This window comes from Haloferula sp. BvORR071 (assembly GCF_000739615.1).
In the GTDB taxonomy this organism is placed as follows: domain Bacteria; phylum Verrucomicrobiota; class Verrucomicrobiia; order Verrucomicrobiales; family Akkermansiaceae; genus Haloferula.
Genome location: NZ_BATP01000059.1, coordinates 97808 through 120657, shown reverse-complemented (window position 1 = coordinate 120657; position 22850 = coordinate 97808). Strand labels below are relative to the sequence as shown.

Annotated in this window: 18 protein-coding genes and 1 tRNA gene; 2 read left to right on the top strand and 17 right to left on the bottom strand. The window is 60.3% G+C overall.

Going from position 1 to position 22850, the window contains the following annotated elements; all coding sequences use genetic code 11:
- Positions 1-17: 17 nt before the first annotated feature.
- Positions 18-1814 carry an FAD/NAD(P)-binding protein gene (locus BV071_RS29625; protein WP_265595060.1) on the bottom strand — a complete coding sequence of 599 codons (1797 nt, stop codon included), beginning with the start codon at positions 1812-1814 and terminating at the stop codon, positions 18-20.
- 262 nt (positions 1815-2076) lie between these two features.
- Between BV071_RS29625 and BV071_RS29620 the strand changes: the two genes are divergently transcribed.
- The gene (locus tag BV071_RS29620; protein ID WP_265595059.1) at positions 2077-2613 is read left to right on the top strand and encodes an MOSC domain-containing protein; all 537 of its coding nucleotides are present in this window, start codon (positions 2077-2079) and stop codon (positions 2611-2613) included.
- Between the two features lie 69 nt (positions 2614-2682).
- Here the strand turns inward: BV071_RS29620 and BV071_RS29615 are convergent, their stop codons facing one another.
- The 13 genes from BV071_RS29615 to BV071_RS29555 form a co-directional block, all read right to left on the bottom strand.
- On the bottom strand, positions 2683-3309 hold the full coding sequence (locus BV071_RS29615; RefSeq protein WP_265595058.1) for a recombinase family protein: 627 nt from the start codon (positions 3307-3309) through the stop codon (positions 2683-2685).
- 753 nt (positions 3310-4062) lie between these two features.
- Positions 4063-5796, bottom strand: coding sequence for a hypothetical protein (locus BV071_RS29610; RefSeq protein ID WP_035615308.1), 1734 nt, complete (start codon positions 5794-5796; stop codon positions 4063-4065).
- Between the two features lie 146 nt (positions 5797-5942).
- On the bottom strand, positions 5943-6689 hold the full coding sequence (locus BV071_RS29605; protein ID WP_035615305.1) for a DUF3102 domain-containing protein: 747 nt from the start codon (positions 6687-6689) through the stop codon (positions 5943-5945).
- A 291-nt stretch (positions 6690-6980) separates the two neighbouring features.
- A complete protein-coding gene (locus BV071_RS29600; protein WP_265595057.1) occupies positions 6981-7688 on the bottom strand; it encodes a hypothetical protein in 708 nt (235 codons plus the stop codon).
- A gap of 186 nt (positions 7689-7874) precedes the next feature.
- Complete coding sequence (locus tag BV071_RS29595) at positions 7875-8276, bottom strand: DUF488 family protein (protein WP_035615298.1); 402 nt, start codon at positions 8274-8276, stop codon at positions 7875-7877.
- A gap of 30 nt (positions 8277-8306) precedes the next feature.
- Positions 8307-9263 carry a DUF5655 domain-containing protein gene (locus BV071_RS29590; RefSeq protein ID WP_035615296.1) on the bottom strand — a complete coding sequence of 319 codons (957 nt, stop codon included), beginning with the start codon at positions 9261-9263 and terminating at the stop codon, positions 8307-8309.
- Positions 9264-9281: 18 nt separating this feature from the next.
- Positions 9282-10430, bottom strand: a complete 1149-nt coding sequence (locus BV071_RS29585; protein ID WP_035615293.1) for an FRG domain-containing protein — start codon at positions 10428-10430, stop codon at positions 9282-9284.
- 108 nt (positions 10431-10538) lie between these two features.
- Complete coding sequence (locus BV071_RS29580; RefSeq protein WP_075091041.1) at positions 10539-11855, bottom strand: restriction endonuclease subunit S; 1317 nt, start codon at positions 11853-11855, stop codon at positions 10539-10541.
- Entirely contained in the window at positions 11852-13321 is a 1470-nt protein-coding gene (locus tag BV071_RS29575) for an N-6 DNA methylase (protein ID WP_035615290.1), read from the bottom strand. The genes BV071_RS29580 and BV071_RS29575 overlap by 4 nt, the downstream gene beginning before the upstream one ends.
- Positions 13322-13412: 91 nt before the next feature.
- The gene (hsdR, locus tag BV071_RS29570) at positions 13413-16829 is read right to left on the bottom strand and encodes a type I restriction-modification system endonuclease (RefSeq protein ID WP_035615287.1); all 3417 of its coding nucleotides are present in this window, start codon (positions 16827-16829) and stop codon (positions 13413-13415) included.
- 387 nt (positions 16830-17216) lie between these two features.
- Positions 17217-17290, bottom strand: a tRNA-Met gene (locus BV071_RS29565).
- Between the two features lie 92 nt (positions 17291-17382).
- Positions 17383-18522 (bottom strand): glutathionylspermidine synthase family protein, encoded by a 1140-nt coding sequence (locus tag BV071_RS29560; protein ID WP_035615285.1) that lies wholly within the window; start codon positions 18520-18522, stop codon positions 17383-17385.
- Positions 18523-18534: 12 nt separating this feature from the next.
- The gene (locus tag BV071_RS29555; RefSeq protein ID WP_035615282.1) at positions 18535-19287 is read right to left on the bottom strand and encodes a hypothetical protein; all 753 of its coding nucleotides are present in this window, start codon (positions 19285-19287) and stop codon (positions 18535-18537) included.
- Positions 19288-19418: 131 nt separating this feature from the next.
- On the opposite strand from BV071_RS29555, the gene BV071_RS29550 reads away from it, so the two are divergent.
- A complete protein-coding gene (locus tag BV071_RS29550) occupies positions 19419-20312 on the top strand; it encodes a hypothetical protein (protein ID WP_052574049.1) in 894 nt (297 codons plus the stop codon).
- Here the strand turns inward: BV071_RS29550 and BV071_RS33935 are convergent.
- From BV071_RS33935 to BV071_RS29535, 3 genes are all read right to left on the bottom strand, one after another.
- The gene (locus BV071_RS33935; RefSeq protein ID WP_265595056.1) at positions 20309-21484 is read right to left on the bottom strand and encodes an A24 family peptidase; all 1176 of its coding nucleotides are present in this window, start codon (positions 21482-21484) and stop codon (positions 20309-20311) included. The genes BV071_RS29550 and BV071_RS33935 overlap by 4 nt on opposite strands.
- A 76-nt stretch (positions 21485-21560) precedes the next feature.
- Positions 21561-22451, bottom strand: a complete 891-nt coding sequence (locus tag BV071_RS29540; RefSeq protein ID WP_035615277.1) for a hypothetical protein — start codon at positions 22449-22451, stop codon at positions 21561-21563.
- Positions 22448-22792, bottom strand: coding sequence for a hypothetical protein (locus BV071_RS29535; RefSeq protein WP_265595055.1), 345 nt, complete (start codon positions 22790-22792; stop codon positions 22448-22450). Before BV071_RS29535 ends, BV071_RS29540 begins: the two co-directional genes overlap by 4 nt.
- Positions 22793-22850: the final 58 nt, after the last annotated feature.

The following is a 22850-nucleotide window of genomic DNA, read 5'->3' as shown; positions in this document are numbered from 1 at the left end:
GGCCCAGGGGGATTGCTTCAGATCTCCTCGTAGAGCTTTGAAAGCTCGATGGAGTCCTCCTCGATTTCTCCATTGCTGCGGAGTTCCTGCAGCCAGGCCTGAACAAAAATCGCCACGGTATCGCTGCAACACTGCAAGCCGTAAGAGTAGGGCCGTAGACCCGAAGTGTGGGAGAAGGCCACGTCAGCGATTCGGGGGCTGCTAACACCATCCGCCGAGATCAAGCGGCATGCGGAATCGATATCCACGCCGCCGACGTGGTAAAAGCTCTCGCCCCTGTCCGAGAAGACATGCTCCCGCACCTCATCCTCCAAGGATGAAATCACCGAGGAATCAGCGAAACGGACCCGCCCTTTGCTCACGACCCCGGCCCTCACCAAGCTCGGGAAAGGGTAGTCGGGCAGCTCCAAAGGCTTTTGGCCGCCACAATCCACGAAGATGCGGAAGTTCGAGGTGGTTTCGCTGCCGTCTTCATCATGGATGGTGATCCTGGTGGTGCCATCGTTCCCCGTCTCTTCGTTGACCACCGCCTTGCCGGAGATGATCTCGATCTTTCCCGCATCATACAGGGCCAGCAGGATCTCGCCAGATTCCAGCGGCATTGCCGCGATGACGTTCATCAGGAATGGCATCACCGTCTTGCGGAAGCTCAGGTGATCTTCCGCCGGCATCAACTCGGCGTGGAAGTTCAAGGTATACATCAGGTCATCGATGACCTCCTTCCAGTGGATCGGCTTGTGCCCCAGCACCGAGCGCCGCGACTCCGTCATCTCCCGGCGCATGCCTTCGAAGGCATTGTCATAGTCGTGCTTGTCGCTCATCGTTTCCACCAAGTCGGCCAGCTTGAAGTGGGGATCCGCCAGCTTTCCTACCATTTCGGTCATCCCGTCCTTGCGGAAGGCGTCGGCCAGCGCCGGGCGGCATACCGCATCGAAGTAAGTCTCCAGCCTCAGGAAGCCCTCGTGATCCCGCAATCCCAGCAGCACTTCCCGGCCGACGTGACGGTAGATCACTCGCATCGCTTCTTCTTGGTCCCACTGCAAATGCGGCAACCAACCGTGAAAAGAATGCATGACGATCTTGAAATTGGGGGCTTCAGGACTGGGCTCGAAGCAGAGATTTCCAAGCTCTCCCGCGAACCGACCGTGGCGGTGGGCAAGCGACGTGATCAGATCGAAGGCGCTCAAGGAGGCACCTAGCGTGCCGATTGTGAAGTCATGATGCTCGCCCTCACCCGGCAAGAGCTTGCGGATCGGCCAAGGTGACGCGTAGTAACCCCGATCCGGGCGGTCTTCGCTTGTCCAATAGTGGCCGGTTGCGATCACTACCCTCTCGAACGAATGGGTTCCTCCGTTCGCGGTCACTAGGCGAACGGCGCCTTCCTCAGGCAGATCCTGGATATCGGTGATCTCGCAACCGGGAAACTCGCGGACGTGAATCCCCCGCTCTTGGAGTCCGGACAGCAGCACCCGGTATTGGGAGTGTAGATACTGCCCGAGCACGAGCCGAGGGTAGATCTTTTCAGCGCTGATCTCCTCTCCCTCTAAACCCAAGCCCCGCAGGTCCTCCTGGTCCAGGCTTTCGAGCCAGTCCACCATCGGGACGGGCAGTTCGGGCAATTCCTCGGAAGAGATGTTCGCCAAGTTAAAGCGGTCGGTCGTCAGCGGGTTGTAGGGCATCCCCATGCCCGTGAGCTGGCTCTTCTCGAACACCGAGATGCTGGCGAGCCACCGCTTCAAAAACTTTCCTTCATCCAGTAAATGTTTGAGGAGGTAGATTGCCGAAGGGCCGCTGCCAATAATGGCGAGGTTCACTTGGGGAGGCATAAGGGTAGGAGGAAAGTTAGCCAAACGACGAAGATCGGCTGTCCGGTCGGCCCGAAAGAGGTTGCGCGCAAGGCCGCTTCTGATGTTGCCCCGGTTTTTTCCGGGAGCCAGCTGCTAGACCGCGCACAATGCCCGGACCTCGCGCCGGCTATCGAGAGCTCAAGGCTTTCTCGACCGCTTTTCCCTTGCTGTCCACACCACCACGCTGTCAGTCGAGGACCGCTGCCCCTCCCCTTTCGCAGACGCCGACATGGAAGACTCCACTTCATCTCCTGACACTCCAGAAGCCGAGCCAGGCCGCTCTGGCGCCCCTCCCATTTGGAATGCCCGGCTGATTCACATCTACACTTCCTCCGGCCACGACTACTGGGGCCGGCAAGGCGAAGGGCGCATGCAGCATGGCATCAACTCCCTCTCGGAGGTCGAATGCGTCGCGGCGATGGGCTTGCGCGGTGACCGCTACTTCAACAAACGCCCGAATGCCCGCGGACAGGTCACCTTCTTTGACCTGCGTGTGGTCCAGCAGATCCGCGAGCAATTCAAGCTACCCAAGCTTCCAGCATCCATCTTCCGTCGCAACTTGATAGTCGAAGGCGTCAATCTCCGCCATTGGCTGGGCAAGCGCTTCCGCTTCCAAGGCGTGGAGTTCGAAGGCGCGCAGGAGTGCATCCCCTGCGAATGGATGGATCGGGTTATTGCTCCTGGCGCTGAGCAATTCCTCAAGTCCGATTTCCGCGGTGGACTCAGAGCGCGGGTCGTCCAATCCGGCCTCCTTCGAATCTCGTGATCTGGTCCGCACTCGCAAGCGCCGAGAAATCAAATGGGCGTGCTGCAGTCGACAGACCAAAGCCTGAGATCAGCCGACGAGAGCCGCCTTAACGCGCTTCACCGTGCTCAAACCCTTCTTTGTTCGAGCTGCGATATCTCGTAGAGGCTTGCCCGCCCGGAGGGCCCTCACAATATCCTCGTGTTTGGCCAGAAGATCGGCAGCTGAAAGCGTTGTTCCTTCGGGACGTCCCAGCCTCCGACCTCTCCGCCGTGCCTCGGCAAGCCCGGAGTGGATTCGCTCTACCAGGTTCTCTTTCTCGTAGCGCGCCATTTCGCCCAGAATCGCCAACATCATGCCCGTAGCCGGATTGCGCTTCCCGCTAGGCAAGAGGGTCTCGGCGGCCTGTGAGTGCCAATAGAGCGAAACCCCGGCCTCATTTAGGCGCTCCACCGCGTCGTGGAGTACCGCTGGATGTCGGGATAACCTTGAAACCTCGTGCACCATCACCTTCCGCACAAGCTTGCTCTCCGCCAAGTGTAGCGCTCGCGCAAGCCCGGGCCGGATGCGACTGCTCCCACCTACCCCATCTTCTCGGATCACCTCCACGACCTTCCAGCCATGGCGTTCAGCTACTGCCTCCAGCTCGGAAACCTGCCGGGCGTTGTTCTGCTCATCGGTTGAGACTCGAACCAGTATGCAGACGGGGACTTCCACCGCAAAACCCTCGCCGAGGCCAACGGACTTGGCAATTCGAAAGGTCCAAACAATCACATGGTTTCTTGAACCCTCGCCAAGCGGCAAAAGCGAACGGAGTAAAAGCTGAAGACGGCCCAAAAACGGAGAACCCATTGTTTGGACCCAACTAGCCCACAAAAATCGATGGCGAGCGGTCTCACCGATTCACGAGGCCTCAATGCGGTAGCCGTGGCACGAGCCGGACGAATCACCTGCGAGCTGAAGCCCGAGAAGGTCGACGTCCCGCCGCTCTCCTGGAGGTGATGCACGCGGGTCCCTGCAACGCATCGAACGATCGATCACGGTTCCCAATGCCACTCCCCAATCCTCTCCGTCGCGCGCACGCACACACACGCGGGTGCGCGTGCGCCGGCCACATGTCCCCGACGCGTCAAAAGGCCCCAAAAGCCCAGTTTCTCGACCAAGTTCCGTTGCATTCTTCGACGTCTGCAAAAGCGGCGGGAAAGTGGACACTGGTACCGTCCGCAGGTGGCAAACTGCCCTTCACCAGACCGGCCGTGCTCGAGGCCGTCCCTCGCGCGCGGGGGCGCGGGCGCCCGTGAACGACTTTTCGACGAGCGTAACCCTTCATTCGGCCCAAATTAGGTGCTTCATAGTGCATATTGCCCGACCGCACGCGGTTACGAGGATGGATTCAAGGGGCCACCGAACCACCTCTGCGGTCGGATGATCGTTCCAAAGGCTAGTCGGCGTGGTCGGGGCACTCGCCAGCTAAGGCTGGAACCTTCGTCCTCCGACGATGCACCGGACCCCAGATAGAAGGAATATCTCCTTGCCTAAAATGCGGCAAACGAGGTCCCGATGCCGCTGTGGGCAAATCAAGCAGTCCGAGTCGGGAATGGCATCCACGCCCGCCTCTTGGAGGCGGACTAGGGCTCGATTGACCGCCATGGCGGTGTAGTGCCTGAGCGGAGCCTGGATCGCCCGATGGTCTTGACGCTTCACCTGTTCAATGAACTTTACGATGAGCGGGAACTTTTCCTGGAAGCGGCGATAGGTAGGATCCTTTCGGGCCCACTGAGTCTTCAAATTCAGAACCTTCAGAAGTCGCTCCTTCGCGGCCCTCCGCGAGGCGTCTGACTGCGGATCCTCACTGAACTCTCGGTAAAGGTCGGAGGTGCTGAGCAACTCGACGAAACGCCCGTGTTCCTCCCACAAGGCTTGCGTGTCACCCTCGCAGCAATCGGACACCCCGGCTTGTTCAAGCCCGTCCCGGATCACCCGCGGCAATATGCAAAAATGGGCTGCCGTGATGTCGCAAAGCCCGACCTCCTCCCCGGCAATGAGGAGGTGCGGCTTCAACTCCCTGGGGCAGTTGCTGAAGCTCGTGGTGATGTGCCCGGCTTGATCGGCGCCAACCTTGGCGGGGATCGCCCCCTTCAAAATCTCCAAGACGCGCTTCACGCCCTTCGCCCCCGCCGGCTTCTCAAGAACGAGCTCTAGTGCGAGTCTCTCACACGCTGCCGACAAGCTCACCCTCCCGAGCGTTACACGGAGTCGTGCCCTCCATGGTTGCTTCGCGCTCAAGCGGCGCTCCTTGCGAGGCTCTGCCATGGCAAGCTTAGCTTCCAAATTGGGAGTCACCACGATCGCTCCCCGCCTCTTCTTCTTAAGCAAGGAAGCCGGGATCCGGTAGGCCGCCGAACTACAGGTGTGTTTCCCGAACACCGCCTCCCGAACCATTTCGATCACGCCGATCTTTTCTAGCACCGCCAAGGGCTCGCGAATTGTGGTTCTCGATCGGGCCCGCTTGATCGCCGAGATGTAGCTTTGAGCCAAGTTTGCCGATACGGAAAATCCGCGTCGAGTCGTGTTGGCCGCGATGAAGCCGATCAACAGCAGCAGCCCGCTGAGTCTTACGCGCGTACACCACTCGCCTTGCTGGAATCGCCGCAAACGCTTCTCTAAATCTTCACGATCCACCACCAACCACAACCCCACTGGTACTTGGTCGGACGGTGATTCTTCCTCGCTCCATGTCGGTGATTTTTTCCCATTCCATGTCGGTGACTTTTCCGGTTCCGGTTCTATGGCGGTGATTTTTTCACTCGTTTCCGTGCCGGGCGAATCCGCGGCCAGGCTGGCTGGCATCGATGTAGCTCCTTCAGTGATCGCCTCACAGAGTGGTGCGATGATTGAGTCACACGTCCCCGCGTTGTCCTTCGCACAGAGCGCTTGGTCCTGTATCAGCCGCTCTTGGAACCACTCTCTAGCAGCACCCAGATTCACAACCTGCCCGGTCAGGAAATGAGACACGAACCCCACCACGTCTGACCATGTTTCGGCCTCGCCGGCTCTGAGATGGACCCCTAGTACAAGCCTGAGGTGTTCCATCGAGTAAACCGATCGGACCTCGTTCCAGAAGTCCTCCCAGCCTTCGAGGTCGGACCAAGGGTACGGCTCCTCACGGAAAGAGTTCGGTTCCTCGAAATCGTCGAATTGCATTCGCGCAAAACATGGTTTGTCGTTTTCCCCCTCCGGCTCCCCTTGCCGCTCCAGAGAGAAGCAGCAAGGGAAGCCAGCCCGAATGGAGCCATGGCCGCGGTCACAGCGTCTTTAGGACAGCCGCCAACGCCGCGGGCGCTTTCGATCTAAAAGAGAGGCAGTTCGGCATCCCCAATCAAGGGCGAGGGCAACCGCGATATCCGATCGCGACAAAACGCCAGGATCACGCGAATTTCCTCCCGCACTGCTTCGGTCGGGCCGGTCTCGATACGTTTTTCCAGAATTGCGATCACCTTCGCCGTCGTAGCAACAGGTATGCGCGCCGCTTTGCTGCATGGTGTTACTTGGAGCGGTTCCGGAGGGCGCTCCACGGTCGCCACCGCTTCCATCACCTGCGCCGCCGGCATTTCTGGCGTCTCCCCCTTGTTTGATTCTAGCTCTGCAAAGGGCGGCGTTTCATCGTCCATAACCCCAAGCTCGTCTTCGCAGGAGTCCGGGGACGACTTTAGGAAGCGGATTGTCGCGATCGCTTCCCCGAGGGATCCAAGATCCAAATCGGAAATCCGATGCCAATTTGCATCAAGGAACATGTAGTGACGGGCCAACCGGTCGGACCCCTCGAAGTTCGCCTCCCCCCATTTTCCCCATTCGCCATGCGGCACCAGTTGCTTGGCGTGGTTCAATTCATGGCCACAATCGCGAGCGTGGCCCAAGAAGCTTTGAAGCTGGTCCTTCGCCGTCCTGTATTTCCGATTGGCCCTTTCTGCGATGTCCTTGAGCTGCGGCTCGGCTTTTCGGGGCAAACTGACAGCGCTGGTAATCTCACAGCCGGAGTCGCCAAGCTTACTGGAGGCCGCCACCTCGTCCGAACGGATCTCTTCGTTAGGGCTCATGGCGTGCTACCTCCTTGAGCCGGCATCGGATTAACACGGAAGCGGCGATCAATTGCCGATCTTACCTCTTGGGGGTCAAAGAAGGTCCGCCTTCCCACTTTTACGAATGGAATGTAGCCCCGAGCCTGCCATTCCCGGAAACTCCGCAGGCTTGGCCGCGATGCTTCATCCGGAAACACCGCAGATATGCAGGCTTCTGCGCCAACAAGCGTTTTGTTATTCATTTCGCCGCGCACGATGCAGCGAGCGGCAGAAAAATGCCTGTGTGGCAAATCAGCTACAATTTAGCACCTATTCCGGCCGCTCGGGACCTCGCCCCCCAGACGGCAGCCAATCAAATCGCAGTTGCTTACACAGCGAGCGGAAGCCGGTGCCAGCTCCCAATTGATCCCCAGAAAGACCGGCTTCAAAAAGCGATCTTACGTCCTTCTGAACCGGCACAGGGAGAGTGAAGCCCGCAGCGGCGGTGTTTCTCGCAGCAGTTTCGACCGCTCGGAAAAATCGCTGGTACTCTGGCGGTACCCCCTCCTCCTCCATTTTCTCAATCTTTACCAGCCAGTCGGCTATCCGCTGAAACTCACTCGATGCCTCTTTACCTCGCAATCGCCTTACAAGCATGTGGCCGACATATTCGACGAATTTTTCTTTGCTCTCGGCCATCTCTAACGCCCCCTTTCGATGCGCGTCGGTAACAGGGCCGCCGCGCCTTCGCTCGACTTCAGCCAGCCTCGTCAGGACGGCAAGTTGCCTCCAAGATCGAGCATCGAACTCCGGGTGGTCAGACTCACCCTCGATTTGGCCCCCTCGCGCTGCAAGAAGCATCAAGAAATCGCTCTTCGGCCATTTCCCGGGACCCATGGGCTTGTCCCTCGGATCATGATATTTGCCCTTCGCCAGGCTACTAAATTTGTAGTTTTGCACCGGACTGAACGCCTCGAACTTTCCAGGGCCATACCACAAAAGCATCCCCGAAGTAGCTTCACGGCGATCGAGAAACACCCCTCCGCCTCCTGGCATCGGCACCATCGAAACTCGACCTCGATACTCGGGTCTCTGGAGCCAGGAAGCTTCTTTCTTTCCATCTGGGGGCCAATTCATGTCGAACGGGAGCTTTTAGAAGAGACAACGTCGCCACTCGCCAGGCGCTCTTCCCTCGCGCGGATCTCGACAGGTTGAAGCACACGATCAAATCTTTGACGAGCCAAGGACCTTCCTCAAAAGGTGCCGGTGGCATCTCTCCTCATCCGGCTCGCAGCTGCACATCAGCGTCACCGGCTGCTTGGCCGCCAGTTCCTTCAGCAGACGCAGGGTGAACTTCTGGCCGTGGTTCTTGATACGCGGGTTCCGCTTATCGATAGTCCCGCCCTCGAAGAGTTCCGCCTGGTAGGACTTCGCAAACTGCGACCATGGGATCTTCCCGCCTTGGAGGGACTTCAGCAGTGCCTCGCTTGGGGCTAGGTTCGGCATCCACACTTGGTAGCGGGTGCCGCGCACGCCGCGCGGGATGTAGCGGGTCACCAGAATCCGCAGGCCGTCATGCTTGCGGTCCATCGTCTCGGTCACGCACTTCGTTCGGATCGCGGGCATCGGATGTGGAGGATAGGTTTTCGCAGAAGTTCAGTTCGCCTCGTAGGATAGCTCGATCAGATATCGGGCCTTCTCCACATCGGACTTGGACCGAAGGGTCAGCTCCAGGTTACCGGTGCCGAAGTGCCCGATGTTCGTCACATCCCGGGCAAAGCCCTTCTCCTCAACCGAGGCCGGATCGGGATGCTTCACGAAGACCAGCAGATTGCGGGTCTTCGTGTGCACCTCCACACAGGCGAAGTTCTTCAAGCGCCGGAAGGCGAAGTAGTACTTCAGGGTCTTGAGCTCCACATCATCCCCCATCTCGTGGATCATCGCCTTCAGGCTCTCGAAGCGATCCGTCAATTCCGCGTCCGCCTGCTGGAGATACTCGCTCACGGACTTGTAATCGCTCGCCGGCTTCACCGCCGTCGTCCCGCCTGGACTTCCCTTGCCGGTCCCCGTGCCAGTACCCATCCCCGTCCCCTCCGACGAAGCCGGCGCCGTCGTCCGGTTGATCAGGTCCAGCGCCAGCAAATCCTCGCCATACTTCGCATACCGGATCAGCTCGATGTTCCGGCCGATCTGCGAGACCGCATGCAGGTCGTACTTCGAGAAATCCCCCGCGATGCACAGCAGCCGCGGGCTGCCCCAATCGATCGCCGCGGCCTTCTCCGCCCCGAACTTCTCCAGCACCAGCAACTTGAAATCCGCCCGGTGGTCCATCAACCAATCCAGGTAGAAGAGCCCCTGGTTGATCACATTCGCATTCGTCGCCTTCTTGTATTCGATGATCACCGGCGCCCCGTTCTCATCGATCCCCAGCGTATCCATCCGCCCGCCCGTCTTCGGCCCCGTCGAGAACTCGGAAGCCAGGAAGCTCACCCCGAGGAAGACCTCCAGATGCTTCTCGATCAGGCTTTGCAGCGACTTCTCCAGCGCCATCGAGGACACCGGGAGTTCCGTGACCTGGCCAGGAAGGAGTTTGAAGAGTTTGAGATCGGACATTGTGAACTGCTTGGGAGATCATGTGAACCTGGACGGAGACAATGGGGATTCGCTCTGCTTTCCGAAACAGGTGATCCGATCCTTTGTGGATCTTGTTTTTTTCAGCGCATCGAGAAACCGATCTTCCGATTCGTCGGGAAGCAAGCAGTGCGTGCCATATTCACACCCGCTGGAAGCGTCGTCAAAATCGAGGAGAATCACGCCCTCTAAGAAGTCTGCAGGTAGATTCAACGCGTAGGCGCTGGAGGTCGAAACAACACAGTGCTGTCGCTGAGGACGCAGAGGTTTTAGCTTTTTCAAGATAGGATCTTGCGACTCGTGGGCCTGCATCTCCCGATGCTCCTCCCGCAGCACATAAATCACGGCCTGTCGTCCATTGGTACCATTAAATTCGTAGCTGCACCCAGCCTCCGTTTTCTCGAATTTATGAGTGGCGAAGAACCTCGCGACCTCAAGAGATGAGGTGAGGTCAAGAACTGGGGACAGAAGTCCATAGTGCTGCAGGAGGGTCGCCAATAGTGTTGCGAGGTTGTGCTCCATGCCCATAAGCAGATCCAAACGAAACTTACCGAATTCCGCCAAGACCGGGTCATCGCATTCCTCCATGGCCGTCGCCTCTGCCACTAGAGACATCTCCCCCCATCCCTCCTTATCGACCTTCTCCTGATGCCGCCTCTTAATATCTTCCAGATCAAAACCGTTATACAAGATCAACGACCATTCCAAGAGCGATAGACCTTGAAATGAGGGGAACTTGTTTGTAAATCTGCTCAACATCTTCCTCCACAAAGATGGGACTAGCGAAATCTCACCGATCCCATCCACCAAGAACCATGGATTGGGAGCAGCCCGATTGATCAAATAATGCCGGCCCTGCCCCCGAAAGAGAAGTCGCTTGCGAGTCTTTGAAGCGGCTTCCTCGGCAATACGGTATACATCCGCCCAAGAAGCTGCCGCTTTCACCCAAACACGGTTGTTCAACCATGCCGGCCACTTTCCGAACTCACCAATTTCGAATCTTGTCCTCAGATCGGTGCTCAAAAGCAGTCCACCATAATACCTATCGATAATCGTCCCTGAAGTATCATTGTAGACATATCCCGAATCGACGTATTTTCGTGCTTCCTCTTCTGAGCTTCCGGCTTTCTGCAGCTCTTCGAGCGTCATTTGGGGATCCGATCGGCATGGTTCTCGCGAATCATCCCAATCGTAATCGTCGTGATAATAATTCCAGTAGCCTCCCATCATCTCATTTTCTTTTGTGAACGGCTTCCATCAATAGAGTCCGGCAGGTTCCTCGCTCGGTTCCTGGGGGACGAGTTCGCCGCGAAAGGCTTTGGCTAGGGTGGCAGGGGTGAGGCGCTCGACCGTCTTGCGCGTCTCGGCCAATCGGTATTCGATGCGATCTGCGAGGGCGAAGAGAGCCTCGACGCGGCGGACGATCTCTTCGCGTTCTTCAGGCGACGGGCAAGGAACACAGATTTGCCGAAGGTTAGCTTGCGAGAGGTTGCGCATGGACAACTGGTTGCCGCTGGCGAACGATTCAATTTGTTTTCGCCCAAGCGGCGATTGCAGGACGATCAGTAGCCAGGGCTTTAGTTCGTTGGGCATCACTAAGCGAAGAACCTTATCTGAGAGGTAAACAGGACGTGTCGTCTCATGGACGATGACGCAGGCTCCCACCAGTTCGATCGTATTTGCTCTGGAAATCAGGAAGTCGCCCACCTCGATTTTCGTCCGTTCCGCAACTTCTGCTCCGGATAGAAGGGTCTTGCTCTCTTCATCATTGTACCTTCCCCATGAAACGGCACTGATTTTCACGAGACCTTTCTCGTGCTGAGCCGGAGGCCTCTCATTGCATCGAACGTTGAGACCGGCTTCCACCCTGCTAACGATCGCGCCAACCGTTTCCTCCCCCCATCGGTCTTTGATGTGATGTCTTTTATGCCATTCCTCTGTGAGTTTGCCGGAGGTGGCGGCGGCGAGAACGGATTGGCGGAAGCGTTTGAGGAGAGCTGGCAGGCGGGCGAGGCGGGCGCGGCAGGCGTCCACCCGGCCCAGCAGCAGCTCCAGCTTGTCCGCGATCCGTTTCTGCTCGGCGAGAGGCGGAAGAGGAATCATCAGGCCTCTGAGAATGCCTTGGTTCAGATTCACCATTGTTGAACCCACCGATGCACCCACGAGCTCGGCCACGACCGAGGGACTAGACAAGAATCTCTGCAGGTAATCCGAGTCTAGCCTACACGAAGGCCGGACAATCAGTGAACCGGTGCCACAAAGCCATCCCGACTCTGTCTCTCCCACGACCGCACACCTGCCCATATCGCCTCGCCGACCGAGCACAACATCCCCCTTGGCCAGTTTGAACTCAGACAGCCGTTCAATGGTTACTGGTGCCACGAGCGCAGACCCATTCGGAACAATTCTCCCGTTTCTGATGTGCATCGGATTCACCAACGGAACGCCGCCCTGAACATAGTCTTTCTTTCCAAGACTGCTCCCGAAAGGGCCTGTCTTTAGAGTTGTGACGTCGCCCAGCTTTTCAGCTTGCCATCCTTTCGGCAAGCTCGGGTCAATCGCTTCGCCGTTCACGCCTTTACCTCCTCAACATCTTCTCCCAGCTCCGCTAAGATCCCCCGCAGATCCTCCATGATCGCCTCCAGTTCCTCCATCGCACTCGCCGCGAGCACCGCGGGCTCGGGCAGCTCATCATGCGCTTCCGCGTTCTCATCCTTCAGCCAAGAGATATCCAGCGAGTCATCCCGCTTCGCGATCCCTTCCCGGGAGAACTTCCGCAAGCGCCCTGTTGCACAACCATCCTTCCGCTTCTTCAGCGCAGACTCCCCACCACGTGAATCTCCCCCGAAAGCCTTCTCAAACTCTGCGAAGTGCTCGCGCGTCAGCGGGCTGCGCTTGCCGAAGCTAGGCATGTTCGCGCGCAGGTCATAGACCCAGACTTCCTTCGTGTTTCCCGTCTCCGTCGCCCCACGTGTGAAAAACAGCACATTCGTCTTCACGCCCTGCGCATAGAAGATTCCCGTCGGCAGGCGGAGTATGGTGTGAAGGTTGCACTTGTCCATCAGGTCACGACGGATCTCCTTCCCCACCCCGCTTTCGAAGAGCACATTGTCCGGCAGCACCACCGCCGCGCGCCCGCCGGGTTTGCCCTTGGAGGGCTTGCGCAGGGAGCGGTAGATGTGCTGGAGGAAGGCGAGCTGCTTGTTGCCGGTGGCAAAGGTGAAGTCATCCCGCGTCGAGCCTCCCCCACCCTTCTTCGTGCCGAAGGGTGGATTCGATAGCACCAAATCCGCATCATCGAGCTTCTGGCCATCGGCGGACAGCGTGTCGCCTAACAGGATCGGGCTGTGGATGTCGTGCAGCAGCGCATTCATCAGCGCCAGCCGGTGGGTGCTCGGCACCAGCTCCATCGCGGTAAAGGCTTGGTTGCGCTGGAACTCCTGCATGTCCTCGCTGAGGTCGAAAAGATCGTCGCTGTGCTCCTTCACATAGCGGTCCGCGGCCACCAGGAAGCCAATGGTTCCGGCGGCGGGATCGTGCACGTGCTCGCCCGGCTGCGGCTTCATCAGCGCCACCATCGAATCGATCAGCGGCCGCGGCGTGAAATACTGCCCGGCGCCGGACTTCGATTCCTCCGCGTTCTTCTGCAGCAGGCCCTCATAGAGATCGCCCAGCCCCTCCTTGCGCGCTGAATACCAATCGAGCGCATCGATATTCGTCACCAGGGTATGCAGGTGGCGCGGCTGGCGCAGGGAAGTCTGCGCATTCGCGAAGATCGCCTGGACGGAAGGATTCTTCGCTGCGCCCAGCTTCACCAGCATCTCCCGGTAGTGCTGCAAGAGCTCAATGCCCTCGAGCGCGGTCAGCGACTTCCATCGGTAGTCCTTCGGGATCCGCTCCTCCTTCTTGGTCTCCTCCGCCATCTTCAGGAACAACAGGTAGGTCAGCTCCGTGACGTAGTCCGAGTAGAGCACACCGTCATCCCGCAGGATATTGCACAGGTTCCAGAGCTTCTGGACGATATCGAAGGTGTTGGCCATGGATGAGGACGATCGGGCGGGCGGGCAGGATCTTCAGGGATGGCAGGCAGGCATGACAACCCCGGAAGCGGCTGCTGTCGCCCGCGCCGCCTCAGGCCGCATCATTCCAGATCTCGGCGTGGAGCTTTTCCAGGAGTTCGGGCAGGCGGCCGGAGAAGGACTTGTTGATGGTGGCGAAGCCGCCGGCTGCGGCGAAGGCCCCGGCCTGCAGCGAGTTCTGATCCACCACGCCCTCCTGTTTGATCTGCTTCGCGATGCGCTCCAGCCACTTGCGCTGCGGCTGGGTCCACAGGAAGTCCTTCGTGGACACGATCCGGCGAACCGCGGCATCCACCCGATGCTCGAAGGGCACCAGCGGGCAACCGAGCGCCTGCGAGCGGATGTAGCCGACCAGACGCGCCGGGCAGTCCTGGTGCTTCGCCTCGCGCCAGGCCTCGCGCAGATGGTTCTCCACGAAGCCCGCATCCGACATCGCCAGCACCAGCGAACGCAGGTCCGCCCGGGTCAGATCCGAGGGCCGCGTGAGCACCGCGGAGAGCACCATGTTCTTGTTCCGGTTCTCTTCAATCCAGGAAGTGAAGCTCTGGAGGTAATCCTCCGGCTTCTGCCGCCCGCTGCCATAGCCGCGCCCGACCTCCCGGATGCCGTCCTCATGCTCGGAAATCAGCAGCCGTCCGCCCGTGCCCAGCTGGCGCAGGCTCTGCAGCCAACTGGCAAGCTGCGGATGCTGCCCGAACAAGGCGAGGACCTCTTCCGGCGAGCCGTGCAGGGTCTCGAATAGCGCCTCCGGCGTCAGCCCGCCGAAGCGCGTCGCCATGTCGGCCGCCTTCCGCGTGATCTTCTTCCGCAAGCGCCCGATCTTCACCACCAGCTCCGCGCTGAAGCGCCCTTGGGCATCCCCGCTGCTGGCCTTGATCCACTCCAGTTGCTCGGCGATGCTGGCCTTCGGATTCACCACCACCGGCTTCATGTTCGTGAAGTCCTCCAGGATCGCATAGAGGTCCACCGCATCGAAGATCTCGAAGGCCTCCTTGTCCAAGCCCTCGCCGAACAGGTTCTCGCACAGCCGCGTCGCGCGGCCGAGCATCTGCTCGTAGAGAATGCGGCTCCGGACCCGCCGAACGAAAACCAGGCGTGTGATCTCCGGGATGTCGATGCCGGTGCTCAGCAAGTCCACCGTGACGCCGACCTGTGGATGCGCCTCGTTCTTGAACTTCTTGATCAGCTTGTCATCCCCCTGCATCGAGCTGCCGGTGATCTTCGCGATCATGGCATCCGGCTGCGGCCCCCAGTGCGCATCCATCTCCTCCTTCAAGACCCGGACGAAGAGATCCGCATGCGAATCCCGGGCGCAGAACACCAGGGTCTTCCCCGGATTCGCCGGATCGAGGTGCGCGACCAGCTCCTTGCAAACCGTGCGGTTGAAGGACTCCGTGATCACCTCGCGGTTGAAGGAGTCCACCTCCTTGAGCACTTCGTCGGGAGCCTGCACCAGATCGATCGTGCCGCTGCCGGGATCGTAGGAGCGCAGATCTTCGCCCTTCTTCCACTTGATCCCGGAGGCGGTGAGATTCGTGAGGATCCGGATCGGCGGATCATGGTCGCAGAGGAAGCCATCGGTGACCGCCTCGCGGTAGGAGTAGGTGAAGATCGGCCGCCCGAAAATCTCCGCCGTATGCAGCGCCGGCGTGGCTGTTAGACCGATCTTCACCGCGAAGAAGTGGTCCACCACCCGCCGGTACTTCGCGATGAAGTCCTCCTCCGAGCGGAAGGCCAGCTCATGCTCCGCCATCTCCCGGTCGAGGTTGTAGCCGCGGTGGCATTCATCGATCAGGATGCAGTCATACTGGTCCACCGCCGGCGGCGGCTCATCCCCCGAAAGCAAGACCCGGCGCACCATGCTCTGCACGGTGGCGATGTGAACCTTCGTCTCCGGATCCACCTTCGCCTCGCCCAACTCGCGGACATCGTAGATCTCGGTGAAGGTCTGGAGTTGCTCCAGCTTGATCTGGTCGAAACCGTTCTCGAAGGCCTGCTTCCCGAGCTCGGTCCGATCGACAAGGAAGAGTATCCGCCGGAAGCGCTTCGACTTGATCAGCCGGTAGATCAGTGAGATCGCTGTGCGCGTCTTGCCGGTGCCGGTGGCCATGGCCAGCAGCAGCTCCCGCTGCCCGGCGGCAATCGCCTCCTCCACCCCGCGGATCGCATTGACCTGATAGTAGCGGAGACCGGGCAGATCCACCGGGGTTTCCGCCAGGGTCTCGTCGGCAGAACTGACATCCGCCGCCAGCGCCGCCTGCAAGCCCTCCGGACTCGGCCAGCCATCCAAGGCATGCGGATGATTGGTGGGCTTCCGCAGATCCTGGAAATGGATGCCGCTCTTCTCCTGGATCTGGCGCAAGTAGGGCCGCCCATTCGCCACATAGACGAAGGGCACCTTGAACTCACCCCACGGCCCCGACGCGGGCAATGCATATCCCTTCGGATCAATGTCACGGGCGTATCGCTTCGCCTGCCCGAGGACCGAGGGCAGGTCCTTCTTGAACCGCTTCGCCTCCACCACCGCCTCCACCACCGCCACCAGCTCCAACCCTATGAAAAATGCATAGTCCACCGGCCCGCTGGCCCCCGGCCACTCAGCGATGGCAATACTCTTGCCCTTCTGCGGCCGCGCGCCCTTGGAATGCCGCAGCACCTCGGAGTCAACCTCCCAGCCGGCTTGACGCAGCTGGCCATCGATTAAAAGGCGGATGGCCGCTTCATCGAGTTCGACCAAGCTGGCCGCCTCCGCGGATGCCAGTACAACGGCCGAAACCGCCTGCGGCGCGACCGGATCAGCAGCCACCTCCGCCTGCTTCGCGGCCAAGCGCTCCTGCAGCGCTGCCTTCTCCGCCTCGACTTCGGCAGCCATCTGCTCCCAGAAGGATTGCCCATCCTTCGCCGCACGAAGTTCCTGCTGGATCGACTCCAACTGCTGGGCCGCTTCATGGTGGTTGGCGCGGTAAGTGGCGAGATCCCCTGCAAGCTTCTCCAGCTCCGCCCGCAGCTCCTTGCTCTCGTCCATCGGCGCCTGCGGCGGGATGAAGGGCCCCGGCTTAAACTGCGGCACCCCGAAAGTGCGATGGAACCAGACCCCGAGCTGCCACGCGATCTTGAGGGTGGAGAGCGCCGTCCGGTGATCGCCGGCCAAGGCATGGTTGGCAGCATTGCCCGTGCGGCGGACTTCGCCGAAGAGCTGGTGGACCTCGTGGGGCAGGATCCGCTGGTCGCGGAGCCGCCCGAGGAGATCATACTGGGCCTCATCCGGCCGCAGGAAGAGGCCCGTATTGGCGGCTACCACCTGCGCGAGGAGTTCCGTCAATTGGCGGAGCTTGAGCAGGCAGGTATTCGGATCCTCCGCGAAGTAGCGCTCCGCCAGCATGCCCAGCCGCAAGAGCTGCTCATCGTGTGCTCGCAGATGGGCGAAGTTGCTCTGCGCTTGGAGCGATGATCGGGCAGAGGTGGACACGGTGGGCAGCCGCAGGATTCAAGAACTGAGCGGTTTCTAACGATTTTCTGGCCCATGGGAAGTTTGAACCACCTATCTCTCCAAGTCCGGCTCCATGCGCATCAAACCCGCTCCCATATCCTTCGCCTCAGGAAGCTCCCCTCCGGAACAAATTGCGGAACCACAATTGGATATTGTTAGAGCGAGTGGGTCTCCAACCGAAGCTTCTGTCGCACCCGCCCCCAAGGCCAAATAGACGGCACAGTCGGCACGATTTTCCGTGCAACAAACCGTGCAATAGATCGGGTAAAAACCCGCATTTCCCTGCATCAGGACCGAAACTCCAGCCGAGCATACAGAGTAACAAAAAGCCCCGCAAATCCTTGATTTGCAGGGCTTTGAAAGAGGTGGCGGGAGTAGGATTTGAACCTACGACCTTCAGGTTATGAGCCTGACGAGCTACCTGGCTGCTCCATCCCGCGATTTGTGTTGTGCGCCTTTCGGCGCGGGCCGCGACACTACCCGGAGATCCGGTCTGCGCAAGGGATTTTTGGAGAATATTTTCCGCAGGAGCTCAGCCCTCGATCCGATGCGGCAGGAAGCGGCTCATATTACCGGTCACAGGGCCTTGATCACCACGCGCGGAGAGTCCCCGGCATTCGTCGCCCACCATCCAGAGGCCCCATACGATGTGCTGGCCACTGGCTTGGAAGAGATCCGCATGCTGCTGGTAAACGATCGGTCCGTCCTCTGTCGGCAGTGGCGGCGGCGAATGGAAGGGCCCGCGCGAGTGCAGAGTGACCCCAGCACCTTCACGACCGAAGAATGGCTTGGCCACCCAACGGTCGACATTCCCCAAGCCTTCCCGTGAGTATGCGGCCGGCAGTAGCAGACGATGTCCGGGATTCAGCTCCCAGAGGATCGGCAGTAGGCCCTTGTTAGAGAGCATCATCTTCCACGCCGGCTCGGTGAATCGCGCCCGCTCTTGGCCCATCTCTGCAAAGAAAGGCTCATTCACCATCCATTCCCATGGGTAGAGCTTGAAGAGCCGCTCGATAGGCCGCTCCGACAAATCCGTGAAGCGCCCCTCCTCGGAGAAGCCGATCTCCTCGATATCCATCAACTCGACATCCTTGCCTGCCTGCTCCGCGGTCTCGGCAAGGTAGGCGATCGTCTGGCGGTCCTCCAAGTGGTCCAACTTGCAAGCGAAGTGGATCATCGGCTCGGGAAAAATCTTCCAGCGCTCGACCAAGGCTTCGTGCAGCGAATTGAGCTGGTCATCCGACGCCGCCACATCCTCAAGCCACTGCCACTGGATCACTGCCGCCTCTAACAGGGAGGTCGGTGTATCGGCATTGTACTCCAGCAGCTTCGGCGTGCCGCTGCCGTTCCATGCGAGATCGAAACGGCCGTAGAGAGATGGATCGCGAACCAGCCAGGAAGTCTGGATCATACCCACGGCGGAGTCCGGGATTGCCAAGCGCTCCCACCAGCCGCGGCGAACGATCTCATCGCAAGCGACGAGACACATCGCGTGCAGTTCATTGGCCGCATCTTCCAGGACCTCCGCTGCCTCCAGGGTGAAGACAAGGTTGCGGTCCTCGCTCCAGTACGGATCCCCGCTGTCAGTATGCCAGAGCAGGCCCGCTTCCTCCACGCGCCCACGCCAATTCGTGCGCGGCGCGCGCACTTCCAATCGCACCGGTGTCTTCATGATCGCTCGCTCTTAGCTGCCGAAGCTTTTGCTGCTGCCGCTGCTGCTCCGGCTGGAGCCAAAGCCACCGCGCACTGACTTGCCGGCCGTCACCGGCGAGCCGCTCGCCTTGCTCTGCTCGACCATGCGCCGATAGCCCGGGTTGGCCGCCGCGTGGGCGCTAACCTTGCTACGCTCGCTCTCGATCTCACCCTGCCAAGCCGGAGCCTGGGTGGCCGCACGGTTGAATCCAGCCGTCGGGGTGAAGCTGTTGCGATTGCCCGAGAGCATCCAATACATCAGCAGGGCGTTACCCATACCGAAGCCGCTGTGATGATTGTGCACGATGGTGCCGCCGCCTGAGCCTCCCTGCTCGTCCTCCTTCTGCTCCTTTTCAAGGGCAGCCAGGACCTTCTTCAAGGCCTCGGGCGAAGGCCGGCTCGGCGGGATCTCCTCCACCGGCGGCGGAGTCGTCTGCCAGACGCCATTCATGAACCATTTGCCGTCGCGGGCCGTGCCATAGGGCTCCGGGAAGAAATCGTGCGCACCCGCATGGTAATAACCCACCCCTTCAAGCTTGAAGTTATTGGGAACATCGCCAGCCGTCAGCGTCTTCTTCAGCGCGTCCATCTGCTCGATTTCCTTCTGGGTCTTGGCCATCTGCTCATCCTGCGCCGTTGCCGTATAGCTGCGTTCGCAGCCGCTGAGCCCCAGGCCTGCGATCAGGCAGGCCGTGGACCAGCAAAGTATCCCGGCAGGTCGGATGATCGCGTTGCGTCGTTTCATGGGAGTCCGGTCAAGTTATCTCGGATTTACATATCCCGTCAATCCAAGGCGGATTCCAAACTCGCCCCTTGGTTCCACTCCCCAGCCAAAGGCTCGCCACTCGGGGCTCCGCATGCTTCGCTGGCGCCGCGATGATGTCCGCGCCGGCCGCTACCACTCCTCTTCTACCCGCCAGCCTCTGGCAGGAAAGAGCTGCGGCGCATCGTGCCCGCGCGGAACGCTGGACCGTCCCCGCGCGCGATCGCCGCGCGGCCAACAAGCCGCACCCGGTGGACGACTTCCTCTTTACCTACTACCGCTTCTCCTACGCGAAGATCGAGGAGTGGCACCCGGGCGTCGGGGTTGCGCTTGAGGATGCTTCTCCCCTCCCCGGGTGCTGGACGAAGGCTCCCTACCGCCATGAGCAGGGCCGGATTTTCGCGGACCCTGCCATGCTCGATGACAAGGAGCGCGCCCGCCTATACTGGACTCACGCGCTGTTGGTCGCCACGCGGGACCGTCCGCCACTCTTCACCTGCCACGGCCTGCACGAGTGGGCGATGGTCTATCGCGGTGCCGAAATCCGCCACGACGGCACCGTCGCCCTCCGCCTGCCGCAAGCCGAGATCGACGCGCTGATCGAGTCGCGCCCCATCCGCTGCTCCCACTTCGATGCCTTCCGCTTCTTCCATCGTGATGCCCAGCCGCTGAACCGGCTTCAACCCAGCTTGGAAACTCGCCCCGAATTCGAACAACCTGGCTGCGTCCACGCGAACATGGACCTCTACAAGTGGGCCTTCAAGGCGATGCCTTGGCCGGGATCGGACTTGCTGCTGGATTGCTTTGAGCTGGCGGTCGAGTTGCGCTCACTCGACATGCGCGCCAGCCCCTACGAGCTCTCGGCCTTCGGTGTCGTCCCCATCCCCATCGAGACCACCGAGGGCCGCCGCGAGTATGAGAAAGAGCAGATGCGACTCGCGGCAAAAGCCGCTCCCTTGCGGGAACGCTTGATCACGGCCTTGGCCGAAACAGTCGCCCGCTTTTAGAAGCGCCCCGCCAAGCTCTCGAAGTACCACTGAGCGATCTTCCAGCCGCCGAACATCCACGCATAGGCACCCAGGATCAGGAAGGGCCCGAAGGGCAAGCGCACGCCGAAGCCTATGCGCCCCAGCACCGCGGCCACGATCGCAAACAGCGAGGCAGCGAAGAGGCTGAAGAACACCCCGGCCCAGCCGAAGAAGGCACCGATCGCGCCCATCAGGTGGACGTCTCCCCCGCCCATCGCCTCGCGTGGGATCACCGCCCGGGCGGACTTGCCTTCCAACGCCTTGACCTCCTCGATCGGAATCGAGCGGCCGTCGGGCAACTCGATCCCGTGCTCGCGGATGGTCAGCACGCCCGCCTGCACCGGTTCCCCGTCGAGGCGCAGCTCGCTGCACTCCACGATCAGGCGGTCGGTCTTGCGGTAGAAGATGTCCCACCAGCCGAGCTTCTCGCCGTTCATCTCGAACCAGATCGGATCCTCGTCGCTCTCCGGCTCGATCAGGCGCCAGTCGACCGGATTCGGGAACTCCATCTTCTTTTTGCCAAAGGCCAGCTTGCCCAAACGCACCACCAGCCAGAGTCCGCAGAAACCGATCACCCATCCCACCACCGACTGCTTCAGCCCTTCCTTCCAGTCCGGCGCGAACATCCCCGCGGTCGCCCAGTTCGCCAGATCCGGCAAGCGCGGCCACAGCGCGGCGGCCACCAGTCCCGCCACGGAAGTGGCCCAAGTGAAAGACAGCGGGATCACCATATGCTCCGCATCGATGAAAGTGATCGAAACGAAGAGCGCCGCCATGATCCACAGCGGCAGAACAGTGGCCAGCTTCAGGCTGGGATTGGCCAGCTCCCAAGGGCTCAGATTGCCCTGCACGAACCACCACACTGCCGCGAAGAGCAGCGCCGTGAGCAGCTCCACCCCGAAATAGCGGAAGGCGATCGGCGCCTTGCAGTTCTTGCACTTCCCCCGCAGCCACAGCCAGCTCACCAGCGGGATATTCAGCCGCATCGGGATATGATACTTACACTTCGGGCAGAAGGAGCGGTTTGGCTCATTCACCGAGAGGCCCAGCGGCACGCGGTAGATCACCACGTTCAGGAAGGAGCCGATGCACGCGCCGATCAGGAAGGCCGGCACGAACCAAATGAGATGGTTCAGGAAGGGGTAGATCAAGGTGCTGCCATTCAACCCCATCAAAACCATTTCGGAAATCCGAAATTTCGCTTCCGGACTGGACAGCCCGCCCCCCTCACTTCTTGGCGGCCTCGTCCCGCTTCAGTCCAGCCAGCTCCGCTTCGGCCTTCTGGATTGCCCTCTGGTCGGCATCCACCTGTTGAATCAGCGCCACCAGAGTGTTGTAGTTGCGATTCTGGTTCGGACGAAGCACCGCATATTGCTGTGCGCAGGCGGCCACCCGGTCCTTCAGGAAGGCAATCTGCTTCTCCACCCGGGAGATCTTGTCTTGGTGATTCTTTGTCTTCGCCACCTCCAGGCCGCGATCCATTTCCTGCGCGAATTGCCTGTTTTGCTTCTTCTCCGATTCCAGGAAGGCCTCCATCTCTTCCGAGTCGAATTGGAAGCGCTCGCGCACCTTCTCTGGCAGATCCATGGCCATGATCCGGATGCTACCGTCCCTGAAGCTTACCTGGATCCCCGCGGGATCGACTTTCTTCACAACCGCAGCCTCCAAGTGGCGGCCGCCGGGCAAATCCATGGTGGGCAGCACCTCCCCCACCGCCTTCTCGCGGACCTGCTGCCGGTAGGCCTTCGCGTAAGCCACGCCGCGCGTCTGGAGGCAAGTCAAAGCCGCTTGGGTCTGATCGAGCTTGGCGGTGATCTCCTTCAACTTCGCGTCCGCGGCGTTTTGACGGGCGCTATTCCGGTTGATCTCATCGGCGAGTCGTCCGGACTCGTAGTAATTCTTTTCCGCGTCCTCCAAATCGTGAGTCAGGTGGCCGATCTCCTTTTCCTGACGGGCGATCACCGCAGCATTGGATTCATGCCCCCCGATCCCGCTCAGGCTTGGGTCGAAGGCAAACAGCGAGAGACCAATCACGGAAGCCAGGACGAAGACGGCCATGCAGGTGCCGATCACGCCCGCACCGCGATAGCTGATAAAGAGATCGTCGAAAAACTTCATGGCTTCTCCTTCAGGCGCGAGGGTTCCACCACATACTTGCGACGGTAGACTTCATCCTCCCGGGTGGCCTTCTCCAGGTCACCTTCGAGTGTGAGCAGCTCTTCCTGCTTGGTCCTGACATACGCCTCGGCCACCTCCGCCAGTTGCCGGGACTCCTCGGCCTGTGCGGCCGTCGCCGTGGCCGGATCACCAGCCTGCGCTTGGAAACGTTTGAGGCGGCTTTCCAAGTCAGCGATTTTGCGCGCCTGCCGTGCCCGCAAGGAGGCCTCCGCCGAGTCACCGCGGCAACCTGCCAAGAGTGCCACGGCCAGCAGCACCAAGGATATCAAGGGAGGTTTCAAAGGCCGCAGGATGCTCCTCTGCGCAGAACAGGGTCAAGCGACTGGATATGAAATCCCG

Excerpts from the sequence above, each read along its gene's own strand:
- BV071_RS29620 (WP_265595059.1), top strand. The coding sequence starts at position 2,077 with ATGGAAGACTCCACTTCATCTCCTGACACTCCAGAAGCCGAGCCAGGC.
- BV071_RS29610 (WP_035615308.1), bottom strand. The coding sequence starts at position 5,796 with ATGCAATTCGACGATTTCGAGGAACCGAACTCTTTCCGTGAGGAGCCG.
- BV071_RS29605 (WP_035615305.1), bottom strand. The coding sequence starts at position 6,689 with ATGAGCCCTAACGAAGAGATCCGTTCGGACGAGGTGGCGGCCTCCAGT.
- BV071_RS29595 (WP_035615298.1), bottom strand. The coding sequence starts at position 8,276 with ATGCCCGCGATCCGAACGAAGTGCGTGACCGAGACGATGGACCGCAAG.
- BV071_RS29590 (WP_035615296.1), bottom strand. The coding sequence starts at position 9,263 with ATGTCCGATCTCAAACTCTTCAAACTCCTTCCTGGCCAGGTCACGGAA.
- BV071_RS29585 (WP_035615293.1), bottom strand. The coding sequence starts at position 10,430 with ATGACGCTCGAAGAGCTGCAGAAAGCCGGAAGCTCAGAAGAGGAAGCA.
- BV071_RS29575 (WP_035615290.1), bottom strand. The coding sequence starts at position 13,321 with ATGGCCAACACCTTCGATATCGTCCAGAAGCTCTGGAACCTGTGCAAT.
- BV071_RS29560 (WP_035615285.1), bottom strand. The coding sequence starts at position 18,522 with ATGAAGACACCGGTGCGATTGGAAGTGCGCGCGCCGCGCACGAATTGG.
- BV071_RS29555 (WP_035615282.1), bottom strand. The coding sequence starts at position 19,287 with ATGAAACGACGCAACGCGATCATCCGACCTGCCGGGATACTTTGCTGG.
- BV071_RS29550 (WP_052574049.1), top strand. The coding sequence starts at position 19,419 with ATGATGTCCGCGCCGGCCGCTACCACTCCTCTTCTACCCGCCAGCCTC.
- BV071_RS29540 (WP_035615277.1), bottom strand. The coding sequence starts at position 22,451 with ATGAAGTTTTTCGACGATCTCTTTATCAGCTATCGCGGTGCGGGCGTG.